Source organism: Shinella sp. NM-101 (assembly GCF_021401195.1).
In the GTDB taxonomy this organism is placed as follows: domain Bacteria; phylum Pseudomonadota; class Alphaproteobacteria; order Rhizobiales; family Rhizobiaceae; genus Shinella.
Map to the genome: position 1 here is coordinate 239,053 of NZ_JACBFT010000001.1, position 11,781 is coordinate 250,833.

The window sequence follows — 11,781 nt, forward strand, 5'->3', positions numbered from 1 at the left end:
CACATCGAAATTTTCAAGCCTTCAGGATCGATCCCATGCGCCGCACGCTCCACGCCCTGACCGAAAGCTTCCCGATTGCCGGGGCCTTCACCATTTCGCGCGGCGTCAAGACGACGGCCGAGGTGGTGACCTGCGCGATCGGCGCCTCCGGCCTTTCCGGGCGCGGCGAATGCGTGCCCTATGCCCGCTACGGCGAATCGGTTGCCGGCGTCCTTGCCGCCATCGAGGATATGCGCGGCGCGGTCGAGGACGGCATGGGCCGGGAGGACCTTGCCCGCGCCATGCCCGCCGGCGCGGCCCGCAACGCCATCGACTGCGCGCTCTGGGACCTGGAAGCCAAGCTTTCCGGCGTGCCGACCTGGCAGGTCATCAACACCGCCGCCCCGCACAAGCTCGTCACCGCCTATACGCTCTCGCTCGGCGAGCCGGAGGCGATGCAGCGCCAGGCGGCCGAACATGCCTGGCGGCCGCTGCTGAAGGTCAAGGTCGGCACGCCCGACGATGCCGCGCGCATCCGCGCCGTGCGGGCCGGCGCGCCGGAAAGCACGATCATCCTCGATGCCAACGAGGGCTGGACGCCGGAAAACCTCGCCCGTCATTTCGCGCTCTGCGCCGAGGCGCGCATCGCCCTCGTCGAGCAGCCGCTTCCGGCCGGGGGCGATGCGGCGCTGCGCGGCCACGCACGCCCCGTCCCCGTCTGCGCCGACGAGAGCGTGCACCGGACGCAGGACGTGGCGAAGCTCGCCGACCGCTACGACGCGATCAACATCAAGCTCGACAAGGCCGGCGGGCTGACGGAGGCGCTGGCGCTGCGCGAGGCGGCGCGGGCCCACGGTCTCAAGATCATGGTGGGCTGCATGGTCGGCACGTCGCTGGGCATGGCCCCGGCCGTGCTTCTGGCGCAGGGCGCCGATTTCGTCGACCTCGACGGCCCGCTGCTGCTTGCCCGCGACCGGGAACCCGGCCTCCACTACGAAGGCTCGGACGTCTACCCGCCGGAAGCGACGCTCTGGGGCTGAACGCCCGCGCGCGATGCGACCAGCCGGCCGGCGACGATGCAGGCAAGGCCCGCGGCGGCGATGACCGACATCAGATAGAAGCCCTCGACGCCATACCAGTTATACGCATAGCCGGAGACGAAGGTCGCGATGGCCATGAAGATGCCGGTATAGAAGAAATAGAGCCCCTGCGCCGAGGCTTCCTGTTCCTCCGCGACCCGCTCCACCAGACGGCTCTGCACGCTGACATGGAGCAGCGCGAAGGTGAAGGCGTGCAGGCACTGCGACGCGAAATAGCCTGCGAAGGACGTTTCGAGGGGGAAGACCAGCCAGCGCCCCACGGCCACCGCCGCGCCGAGCGTCATCATGGACCAGAGATTGAAGCGCCGCCGGATCCGGAGCGCGAAGGCGAAGAGAATCACCTCGGCAAGCACGCCGGCGCTCCAGAGCACGCCGATCTCAGTGCCGCTGAAATCCAGCTTGCGCCAGTAGATCACCGAGAAGGCGTAGAGCATGGCGTGGCTGGCATTGACCAGCGAGACGCCGATCAGCATGAACTGCACGTCGCGCTGCCTGAGCGTGCTGGCCGCCGGCATCGTGGCAATCGCCGCGATGGGCGACGGACGGCGCGGCCGGCCGATCTTCGGCACGATCACGGCCCCCGCAACGGTCAGCGCGAAGGCCGCCGCCATCGCCGGCAGCACCATCGCCCCGCCGTAGAGCCCGGCGAGCCAGCCGCCGATCATCGTCGCCACGATGAAGGCGAGCGAACCCCAGAGCCGCATCCGGCTGTAATCGAACTTCCAGCGGCGCACGCCCGAAAGCGCGATGGCGTCGGTGATAGGCACATAGGGCGAATAGACGGCGCATTGCAGCGTGTAGAGCAGGAGCACTGGCCAGAAGCCGTGCACGCCGAAGAAGAAAAGCGCGGTCAGGAGCGACAGCACGCCGGACCACATGAGCACGACGGAACGCTCGCCGATCCGGTCCGCGACGATGCCCGCCGCTGGCGCCGTGAAGACGCGCACGAACATCGGCACGGCCAGCACGATGCCGATCTGGAAGTCGTTCATCGAGAGCGTTTCCAGCCAGACCGGAAAGAACGGCAGCGCGATGCCGTTGACCATCATCGGCGCGCAGAAGACGAGGGCGATGCGCGCGGCGAAATACGGCGGCGCGCCGGCGGTCACGGTAAACCCGGAAGGGGCGGTCATTGGCGGGGAACCTGCGTTGGAACGCCCTCCGCTCTATCACGCCGATGTACGTACGCCAATCCGCTATTTCTGCGGGTGGCGACGGATAATTCTGCGAGCGCCCCTCCCCGCAAGGGCGGCGTTCGCTGGTGGATGCCGCGCCCCTCTTCCGGCCTGCCGGCCACCTCCTCCCCGCGGGGCGGGGCGAAGGCATATGACGCACCGGTTTCCCCAACATCGCGTCGGGCACGTCCCCTCTCCCCGCTTGCGGGAAAGGAGCTAGGGTGAGGGGCAAGCCAACGAACTGCCCTAACGAAAATCCCCCTACGCAGCCTCCACGCCGGCCGGCTCTCGCACCTCGATGACGGGCATCTGCCGCGAGACCGGCAGAAGCTCGACGGGGGCGGCAGCCATCCGCTGCCAGGTGATCAGCTCCATCTCGCCGTCGTGATGCTCGGCGATGGCGGTGCAGCTTTCCACCCAGTCGCCGCTGTTGATGTAGCGGATGCCGTCGATCTCGGTGATCACGGCATGGTGGATGTGGCCGCAGATCACGCCGTCGGCATCGTGGCGACGCGCCTCCTCGACCACGACCTTCTGGAACTCGCCGATGAAGTTCACGGCCGTCTTCACCTGCTGCTTGGCCCAGGAGGAAAACGACCAGTACGGCAGCCCCAGCCGGCGGCGGATGGCCGCGAAGACGACGTTGATCGCGATGGCCGCGTCATAGGCCCAGTCGCCGAGATAGGCGACGACGCGCGCATGGCGCACCACAACGTCGAACTCGTCGCCATGCAGCACCAGGTAGCGCCGGCCGTCGGCCGCCTCGTGGATGATGCGCTCGGCAACCTCGACGCCGCCGAAATGCGTGCCGGGAAAGTCGCGCAGGAATTCGTCGTGGTTGCCGGGGATGTAGACGATGCGCGTGCCCTTGCGGGCCTTGCGCAGGAGCTTCTGCGTCACGTCGTTGAAGGCCTGCGGCCAGTGCCAGTTGCGCTTCAGCCGCCAGCCGTCGACGATGTCGCCGACCAGCACGATGGTCTCCGCCTCGTGATGCCGCAGGAAGTCGAGCAGGAAATCCGCCTTGGCCGCCTTCGATCCCAGATGCACGTCCGAGATGAACAGCGTGCGGAAGTGGCGGATATCGGGGTCGGCGGGGGTCGCGGTCATGCGTTTGTCTCCGGGTGGCCGGCCGCCGCGATCATCTTCATGACGGACGGCTTTCTTCCCGTTGAAAACCAGAGTCCTGTTTCAAATTGATGACACACCTATGCATTTCCCGACAGCAAATAGGCATTGCGCAGGCCGGCGATTGCGGCTTTATGGGAGCTTCGGAAACTTCACGTCGCGGCGGTTTCGTGCCACGAAGAGCCGCAATGAAAACAGCATATGGCAGGATGGATCATGAGCACGGGTGACAAATCGCGGACGCAGGACGGCCCCGCAAGCGGCGACATCGACCAGCAGGCCCTCTTCTTCCACCGCCACCCCCGCCCCGGCAAGCTCGAGATCAACCCGACCAAGCCGCTCGGCAACCAGCGCGACCTGGCGCTCGCCTACTCGCCGGGCGTCGCCGCGCCCTGTCTTGCCATCCGCGACGACCCGGGCACCGCCGCCTATTACACCGCGCGCTCCAACCTCGTCGCCGTCGTCTCGAACGGCACGGCCGTCCTCGGCCTCGGCAATATCGGTCCGCTCGCCTCCAAGCCCGTCATGGAGGGCAAGGCCGTCCTCTTCAAGAAATTCGCCGGCATCGACGTCTTCGACATCGAGATCGACGCGCCGACCGTCAGCGAGATGGTCAATGTCGTCTCGGCACTGGAGCCGACCTTCGGCGGCATCAACCTCGAAGACATCAAGGCGCCGGAATGCTTCGAGGTGGAGCGCCAGCTCCGCGAGAAGATGGACATCCCCGTCTTCCACGACGACCAGCACGGCACGGCGATCATCGTCGCGGCCGCCGTCCTCAACGGCCTGGAGCTTGCCGGCAAGTCGCTGCCCGACGCCAAGATCGTCGCCTCGGGCGCGGGCGCGGCCGCGCTCGCCTGCCTCAACCAGCTCGTCGTCCTCGGCGCGAAGGTCGAGAACATCTGGGTCCACGACATCGAGGGCGTCGTCTACAAGGGCCGCGAGGAATTGATGGACCAGTGGAAGGCCGTCTACGCGCAGGAGACGGACAAGCGCCAACTTTCCGAGACCATCGACGGCGCCGACGTCTTCCTCGGCCTTTCGGCCGCCGGCGTGCTGAAGCCGGAGCTCCTCGTGCGCATGGCGGAAAAGCCGCTGATCATGGCGCTCGCCAACCCGAAGCCGGAGATCATGCCGGAAGAAGCGCGCGCCGCCCGTCCCGACGCCATGATCTGCACCGGCCGCTCCGACTTCCCCAACCAGGTCAACAACGTCCTCTGCTTCCCCTACATCTTCCGCGGCGCGCTCGATTGCGGCGCGCGCACGATCAACGAGGAGATGAAGATGGCGGCGGTGCGGGCCATCGCCGCGCTCGCCCGCGAGGAAGTGTCCGATGTCGCCGCCCGCGCCTATTCCGGCGATACGCCGAGCTTCGGGCCGAACTACCTGATCCCCTCGCCCTTCGACCAGCGGCTCATCCTGCGAATCGCGCCGGCCGTCGCGCGCGCCGCCGCCGAAACCGGCGTCGCCTCGCGGCCGATCACCGATTTCGACGCCTATCTCGACCAGCTCAACCGCTTCGTCTGGCGCTCGGGCTTCATCATGAAGCCGATCTTCGCCGCCGCGAAGAAGGCCGAGAAGAAGCGCGTCATCTTCGCCGAGGGCGAGGACGAGCGCGTGCTGCGCGCCGCCCAGGTGCTGCTGGAGGAGGAGACCGCCAGGCCCATCCTCATCGGCCGCCCGCAGATCATCGAGGCGCGCCTCAGGCGCTATGGCCTGCGCGTGCGCCCGCATGTCGATTTCGAGGTGGTGAACCCGGAAGACGATCCGCGCTACCGCGACTATGTCGACGACTACTTCCGCATCGTCGGCCGCCGCGGCGTGATCCCGGAGGCCGCGCGCACCATCGTGCGCACGAACCAGACGGTCATCGGCGCGCTCGCCGTCAAGCGCGGCGAGGCCGATGCGCTGATCTGCGGCGTCGAGGGCCGCTATGCCAAGCACCTGCGCGACGTCAGCCAGATCATCGGCAAGAAGGAGGGCGTGCTCGACTTCTCCGCGCTCAGCCTGCTCATCTCGCAGCGCGGCGCCACCTTCTTCACCGATACCTACGTGACGACGCAACCGACCGCCGAGGAAGTCGCGCAGATGACCATCATGGCGGCGAAGGAAATCCGCCGCTTCGGCATCACGCCGCGCGCCGCCCTCGTCTCGCACTCCAACTTCGGCTCGCGGGATTCGGACAGCAGCTTCAAGATGCGCAAGGCGATGGAGATCGTCCGCGAGATGGACCCGACGCTGGAGGCGGACGGCGAGATGCACGGCGATTCGGCGATCTCCGAAGTGCTGCGCCAGCGCGTCATGCCGGATTCGACGCTTACCGGCGAGGCCAACCTTCTGGTCTTCCCGAACCTCGATGCCGCCAACATCACGCTCGGCGTGGTGAAGACGATGACGGACAGCCTGCATGTCGGCCCGATCCTGCTCGGCGCCGCGATGCCCGCTCACATCCTGTCGCCGTCCGTCACCTCCCGCGGCGTCGTCAACATGGCCGCGCTCGCCGTGGTGGAAGCCTCCAACCCGAGCTGATCCGGGCCACTCGCCAAACGGCGACCGCCGATCCACCCACCGCCGTCATCCTCGGGCTTGACCCGAGGATCCACAGGCGCGGCACGCGAGTATGGATCCTCGGGTCAGGGCCGACCATGACGAACGAGAAGTGCTTTCTTCGGACATCGCCGGCAGCCGCCGTCATCGCAAGGGAAGCTGAAGCCGGCGCGTGATGCCGATCGCTTCCAGAAACGGCTCGTCGTGGCTGACGACGAGGAGCGCGCCGTCATAGGCCCGCAGGCCCGCCTCCACCGCTTCGATGGAGGCGATGTCCAGATGGTTCGTCGGCTCGTCGAGGATGAGGAGCGCCGGCGGCGTTCGCCCGCCCAGTACGGCGGCAAGGCCGGCGCGCAGCATCTGCCCCCCGCTGAGGCTGCCGACAACCTGCAAGGCCGCATCCGCCCGGAACATGAAGCGCGCCAGCGCCGCCCGGCAGGCATTCTCGTCCGCCTCGGGATTGATCCGCCGGAAGTTGTCGCGGATCGACAGCGCCGGATCGAGCAGGCTGACGCGCTGGTCCAGCATGGCGGCATCGGTGGAAAGCCGCACGCTGCCCGCCCAAGGCTGAAGCTGGCCGGTGACGAGCGCGAGGAGCGTCGTCTTGCCGGAGCCGTTCGGTCCCGTCACCGCCACCCGCTCCGGCCCGGTCATCGCGAAGGAAAGGTCGCGGATTACCGGCCGGTCCGGCAGGTAGCCGGCCGTCACGCCCTCCATGCGCAGCACCGTCCGGCTTGCGGGAAGATGCGTCGGCGGCACGCAGACGGTGAGCGGCTGGAGGATTTCGATGCGCTCGCGCGCCGTCGTCACCGCCTCGCCCGCCTGCGCCTGCCGGCTTTCGGCAAGCCGCGCATTCGCGCCGCTCGTCAGCTCGCTACGCTCCTTCATCGCGCCCAGCACGATGCGCGGAATATCGCCCCGCGCCTTCTTCCGGCGCCCGGCGCTGTCCTTGCGCGCCTTGCGCTCGGCGACCGCCTGCATGGTGCGCGCCACGTCGGCCGCGTGCTTTTCCGCGTCGACAAGGTCGCGATGCGCGGCGGCGAGCTCCAGCGCCTTTCGCGCGCGATAGGCGGTCCAGTTGCCGCCATAGCGCGTCGCGCCGAGGCTCGTCAGCTCGACGATGGCATCCATGGTATCGAGGAGCTCCCGGTCGTGGCTGACGACGACGGCACCGGCGCGCCAGCCGGCGAGCATGTCGATGACCGCGCGGCGCCCGTCGCGGTCGAGATTGTTGGTCGGCTCGTCCAGAAGCAGGAAATCGGGCGCGCGGAAGATGAGCGCCGCAAGCGCCGCCCGCGTCCGCTGCCCGCCGGAAAGCGAAGCCAGCGGCGTTGCGGCCTCCCCCTCCAGCCCGACACGGGCAAGGGCGGCGGCAAGCCGGGCCTCCAGCGTCCAGTCGGCCTCGGCGAGCTCGCCGGCACCCGCCTCGCCGCGCGCGGCGCGTGCGAGAAGATCGAGGGCCTCCGTAATGCCGAAGAGGCTGGCGACCGTCTCGTCCGGCGCGACCTGCACGCTCTGGCGCAGGAGGCCGAGCGTGCCGTCGATCGCGACGGAGCCGGATTGCGGCGAAAGATCGCCGGTGACGAGCCTCAGCAGTGTCGTCTTGCCGACGCCGTTGCGGCCGACGAGGCCGGCGCGCTCGGTGCCGAAGGTCAGGTCGAGACCGGAAAGAAGCGTGTGCCCGTCAGGCGTCGACCAGGTGATTTTCGAAAGCGTGATGGAATGCGGCATCGATACGGAATTCCCCGAGGACAAAACGAAGTCGGTTTGCGGTCGGGTTGAATTCCATGGCGCACCATCCAGTCGGCATTGACGATGGCCGGAATGTAGGCCCGGGCCGTGGCGGTTGCAAGGCAGGCCCGTTAATCACAAATGCGGGAGCACGTTGCGCTCCCCTCCGCGCGGCCTATGATGGAGCCTCGAAAACGGCCTTGGGGCCGGGCAATTGAAGCATTCAGGAATCGACCGACGTGAAGGCACGCGCCCGTCTTCTTTTCGCCGCTCTGGCCGGCCTGCCGCTCGTCCTTTCGGCCGGCACGGCGGCGGCGGGCGTTTGCGAGGGCATCCGGGCGGAGCTTGCCAGCCTGCCGAAGGTCGTCGCCGACACGGCGGGCGCGCGAAAATATGCCGGCGCCATCGCCCGCCAGAACATCCAGCTTCGCAAGGCGAAAAGCGACCAGCGCCGCCTCGGCTGCTCCAGCGGCAGCATCATCGTCATCGGCGGGGCGAATGCCGATGCCTGCGCCACGCTATCCACCGTCATCGGCCGGATGGAGCAGAACCTCAGGATCCTCGACGGGAAGCGGCGGGAACTGGCCGGCGGTGCCTCCTCGCAGGGCAAGCGCGGCCGCCTCATTGCCGCGCTCAATGCGAATGGCTGCAACGACGAGGCGACGGTCGTGCCTGTCGCGGCGACCGAAACGCTGCGCACCCTCGACGACAAGCGCACCTTGCCGCTCGGCGCGGCACCGGAGGGCAGCGGACGGCTGGAACTGCGCTCGCTCGGCGGCAGCGCCGGCCACGGCAACCTTCGCACCGTCTGCGTGCGCACCTGCGACGGCGGTTTCTTCCCGATCTCCTCGGGCGCGACGCCCATCGATTTCCGCCGCGACCAGAAGGTCTGCGAGATGATGTGCCCGCAGACGGAAACGGAGCTCTTCTACCAGTCGATGTCCAGCGGCCAGGAGACCGAGCAGATGACCTCCACGGTCACCGGGCGCCCCTATTACGAACTGGCGAACGCCTTCGCCTACCGCACCCGCGACCTATCCCAGCCGGGGGGCTGCGGCTGCAATCTCTCGGCCTATTACCAGGAAATGATCAGGCGCGAGAAGGAGAGCCAGGGCGGCGACACCGAGACCGCCAGCACCGGAAAGCGCAACAGCGAGGAAAACGGCTCCGTCACCACCTTCCGCACCCTGCCGGACAAGGAAGAGAAGGCCGCCGCTAAACCGCCCGTCGCCATCGAGGAACGCGACTACGACCCCGCGACGAGTAAGGTCCGCACGGTCGGCCCCGTCTTCCTGCCGGAAAACTCCACCGCCATCGACCTCGGCCGCCCGGCCGACGCCGGTGTGAACTGACGCAGGGCGGTTCTGAGCCGCGCTTCGAAACGGATAGAGTCGTCGCAGGCGACGCGGTTGCCGATAGCGGATATCGGCGGAAGATCAGCCCGCAGCAGCAATGTAAGGCTGCCGGTTGTCCACCACGGCCTTGAGAGCAGGCTTGCGGATGCGCACCTTCCGGTTCTTGTCGGCCAGTTCGGCCTCGGAGAAGGCCAGAAGCTTGCACAACTGGCTATGCCCGTAGGATTTGACCTTAAAGCCCGGCCGGCATGCCTGCAACGCATTCAGCATATCCTGCAGCCTCACCCATTCTCCGTCCACCCGCGGCGCGGCCGCGAAGGCCCTGTGCAGAAGATCCGCCTCCAGCTTGCGCGGCGTCGGCGCCTTGGCGGCAGGGGACGGCTTTTTCACGGCGGTCACTGCCGGTGGTGGCGCCTTGGCGACCTCGGTCGCGACGAAGGCGTCGCAGGCCTCCCTGAAACGGAGCGAGGCCCGTTCACGGCCGAGACCGATGACGGTCTTTCCCTCCTGGCGGATGCGGATTGCCAGTTGCGTGAAATCCCCGTCGCTTGTCGCGATGCAGAAGACGTCCGCTTCGTTGCGGCAGAGCATGGCGACGGCATCGATGACAAGCGCAATATCCGCACCGTTCTTCCCGACCGCACCGCCGGCCGTCTGGCATGGCGTCAGCGCGTGCCGGGGCGCGATGTCCAGCCAGGTGGAAAGCTGCGGGCATCGGTTGAAATCGCCGTAAAGCCGGCGATCCCGCACGGTCCCGTGCCGGGCGGCTTCTTCGAGGATGGCGGCCGCGGCCGAGACGGACACATTCTCCGCATCGATGAAAACCGCTACATACTGCGCTGTCATGGCCATCGCCTCCACCTGTTCGGGGAAACGATAGCAAAAGGCGGCAGGGTCGCAATCGGCAGCGTCACCTTTTGCTTGCAGCGGTTAACGCGTTGCTACCCCCGGTCACGGTACCGGTTGGTGATCGGGTAGCGGCGGTCGCGGCCGAAATTCTTCCGGGTGATCTTCACGCCGGGCGCGGACTGGCGGCGCTTGTATTCGGCGATGTAGAGCAGGTGCTCGATCCGGTGCACGGTCGCCGCATCGTGCCCGCGCGCCACGATCTCCTCGGTGCTCATCTCCATCTCGACGAGGCATTCGAGGATGTCGTCGAGCACCGGATAGGGCGGCAGCGAATCCTGGTCGGTCTGGTTGGGGCGCAGCTCGGCAGACGGCGCCTTGTCGATGATGTTATGCGGGATGACCTCGCCCGACGGGCCGAGCGCGCCCGGCGGCACATGCCCGTTGCGCCAGCGCGACAGGGCATAGACCTGCATCTTGTAGAGGTCCTTGATCGGGTTGAAGCCGCCGTTCATGTCGCCGTAGAGCGTGGCGTAGCCGACCGACATTTCCGACTTGTTGCCGGTCGTCACGACCATCGAGCCGAACTTGTTGGAGATCGCCATGAGGATCGTGCCGCGCGCGCGGCTCTGCAGGTTCTCCTCCGTGATCCCCTCCTCCGTGCCCTCGAACAGCTCGGAGAGCGAGGAGAGGAAGCCGGCCACCGGCGCCTCGATGGGCACGATGTCGTAGCGGCAGCCGAGCGCCCTGGCGCAGTCGGCCGCGTCCTTCAGCGAATCGGAGGATGTGTAGCGGTAGGGCAGCATGACGCAGCGCACCCGCTCCTCGCCGAGCGCATCGACGGCAATGGCCGCGCAGATCGCCGAATCGATGCCGCCGGAAAGGCCGAGGACGACGTTCTTGAAGCCGTTCTTGTTGACGTAGTCGCGGAAGCCGAGCAGGCAGGCACGATAGTCCGCCTCCTCCTTCTCCGGGATGCGCGAGGTCGGGCCGCCGTCGCAAACCCAGCCGCCGGCCTGCTTCTTCCAGGTGGTGAGGGCGATCGCCTCCTCGAACTGGCTCATCTGGAAGGCGAGCGTCTTGTCGGCGTTGAAGGCAAAGCTGGCACCGTCGAAGACGAGTTCGTCCTGGCCGCCGAGCTGGTTGGCGTAGAGGAGCGGCAGGCCGGTCTCGATCACCTGCTTCAGCACGACCTGATGGCGCACGTCCACCTTGCCGCGATAGTAGGGCGAGCCGTTCGGCGACAGCAGGATCTCCGCCCCGCTCTCGGCCAGCGTCTCGCAGACGCCGAGATCGCCCCAGATGTCCTCGCAGATCGGGATGCCGAGCCGCACGCCGCGGAAATTGACCGGGCCGGGCATGGCGCCCTGGTCGAAGACGCGCTTTTCGTCGAACTCGCCGTAGTTCGGCAGGTCCACCTTGTCGCGCACGGCGATCACCTTGCCGGCGTCGAGCACGGCGACGGCGTTGTAGCGGCCGGTCTCGTTCTGCCGCGGAAAACCGATGACGACGCCGGGGCCGCCCTTCGCCGTGTCTTCGGCAAGGTCGTCGATCGCCCGGCGGCACGCCTTCAGGAAGGCCGGCTTCAGCACCAGGTCCTCCGGCGGATAGCCGGAGATGAAGAGTTCCGTCAGGAGCAGGAGGTCGGCGCCCTGGCGGGCGGCATCCTCGCGGGCGGCGCGCGCCTTGGCGAGGTTGCCGGCGACATCGCCGACAATCGGGTTCAATTGCGCGACGGCGATGCGCAGCGTCGTCTTTTCAGTCTCGGAAGTCATGTCTGCGGACCCGTTTCTGCTCGTGTCCGCCTTCCCGCGCGATGCCGCGGGGAAACTGCGGACGGTCGATACGCTCTTTAGAGCATGGCAGGCGTTTTGGGAATGAACGGCGTGCCGGTTGCGCGCGATTTCGCCGAAAAGATCGGGT

8 protein-coding genes are annotated in these 11,781 nt (G+C 67.5%); 3 read left to right on the forward strand and 5 right to left on the reverse strand.

What is annotated here, in order from left to right:
• Nucleotides 1–35 precede the first annotated feature (35 nt).
• Complete coding sequence (gene dgcA / locus L0976_RS01155; protein ID WP_234185662.1) at nucleotides 36–1,019, forward strand: N-acetyl-D-Glu racemase DgcA; 984 nt, start codon at nucleotides 36–38, stop codon at nucleotides 1,017–1,019.
• Here the strand turns inward: dgcA and L0976_RS01160 are convergent.
• Nucleotides 989–2,212, reverse strand: a complete 1,224-nt coding sequence (locus L0976_RS01160; RefSeq protein WP_234185663.1) for an MFS transporter — start codon at nucleotides 2,210–2,212, stop codon at nucleotides 989–991. The genes dgcA and L0976_RS01160 overlap by 31 nt on opposite strands.
• Before the next feature lie 303 nt (nucleotides 2,213–2,515).
• A complete protein-coding gene (locus L0976_RS01165) occupies nucleotides 2,516–3,361 on the reverse strand; it encodes a UDP-2,3-diacylglucosamine diphosphatase (RefSeq protein WP_203319078.1) in 846 nt (281 codons plus the stop codon).
• Nucleotides 3,362–3,595: 234 nt separating this feature from the next.
• On the opposite strand from L0976_RS01165, the gene L0976_RS01170 reads away from it, so the two are divergent.
• On the forward strand, nucleotides 3,596–5,908 hold the full coding sequence (locus tag L0976_RS01170; RefSeq protein ID WP_234185664.1) for an NADP-dependent malic enzyme: 2,313 nt from the start codon (nucleotides 3,596–3,598) through the stop codon (nucleotides 5,906–5,908).
• Between the two features lie 162 nt (nucleotides 5,909–6,070).
• Here L0976_RS01170 and L0976_RS01175 read toward each other — a convergent pair whose 3' ends face one another.
• Nucleotides 6,071–7,657 (reverse strand): ABC-F family ATP-binding cassette domain-containing protein, encoded by a 1,587-nt coding sequence (locus L0976_RS01175; RefSeq protein ID WP_234185665.1) that lies wholly within the window; start codon nucleotides 7,655–7,657, stop codon nucleotides 6,071–6,073.
• A 239-nt stretch (nucleotides 7,658–7,896) separates the two neighbouring features.
• On the opposite strand from L0976_RS01175, the gene L0976_RS01180 reads away from it, so the two are divergent.
• On the forward strand, nucleotides 7,897–9,009 hold the full coding sequence (locus L0976_RS01180) for a DUF2865 domain-containing protein (RefSeq protein ID WP_234185666.1): 1,113 nt from the start codon (nucleotides 7,897–7,899) through the stop codon (nucleotides 9,007–9,009).
• A gap of 84 nt (nucleotides 9,010–9,093) precedes the next feature.
• On the opposite strand, the gene L0976_RS01185 is transcribed toward L0976_RS01180, so the two are convergent.
• Together L0976_RS01185 and L0976_RS01190 are read right to left on the reverse strand one after the other, a co-directional pair.
• Nucleotides 9,094–9,864 carry an NYN domain-containing protein gene (locus tag L0976_RS01185; protein WP_234185667.1) on the reverse strand — a complete coding sequence of 257 codons (771 nt, stop codon included), beginning with the start codon at nucleotides 9,862–9,864 and terminating at the stop codon, nucleotides 9,094–9,096.
• Between the two features lie 89 nt (nucleotides 9,865–9,953).
• Entirely contained in the window at nucleotides 9,954–11,633 is a 1,680-nt protein-coding gene (locus tag L0976_RS01190) for an NAD+ synthase (RefSeq protein ID WP_234185668.1), read from the reverse strand.
• Nucleotides 11,634–11,781 lie beyond the last annotated feature (148 nt).

Bases quoted from the DNA above. Each gene is read 5' to 3' on its own strand.
- dgcA (WP_234185662.1), top strand. From the start codon at position 36: ATGCGCCGCACGCTCCACGCCCTGACCGAAAGCTTCCCGATTGCCGGG.
- L0976_RS01160 (WP_234185663.1), bottom strand. From the start codon at position 2,212: ATGACCGCCCCTTCCGGGTTTACCGTGACCGCCGGCGCGCCGCCGTAT.
- L0976_RS01165 (WP_203319078.1), bottom strand. From the start codon at position 3,361: ATGACCGCGACCCCCGCCGACCCCGATATCCGCCACTTCCGCACGCTG.
- L0976_RS01170 (WP_234185664.1), top strand. From the start codon at position 3,596: ATGAGCACGGGTGACAAATCGCGGACGCAGGACGGCCCCGCAAGCGGC.
- L0976_RS01175 (WP_234185665.1), bottom strand. From the start codon at position 7,657: ATGCCGCATTCCATCACGCTTTCGAAAATCACCTGGTCGACGCCTGAC.
- L0976_RS01185 (WP_234185667.1), bottom strand. From the start codon at position 9,864: ATGGCCATGACAGCGCAGTATGTAGCGGTTTTCATCGATGCGGAGAAT.
- L0976_RS01190 (WP_234185668.1), bottom strand. From the start codon at position 11,633: ATGACTTCCGAGACTGAAAAGACGACGCTGCGCATCGCCGTCGCGCAA.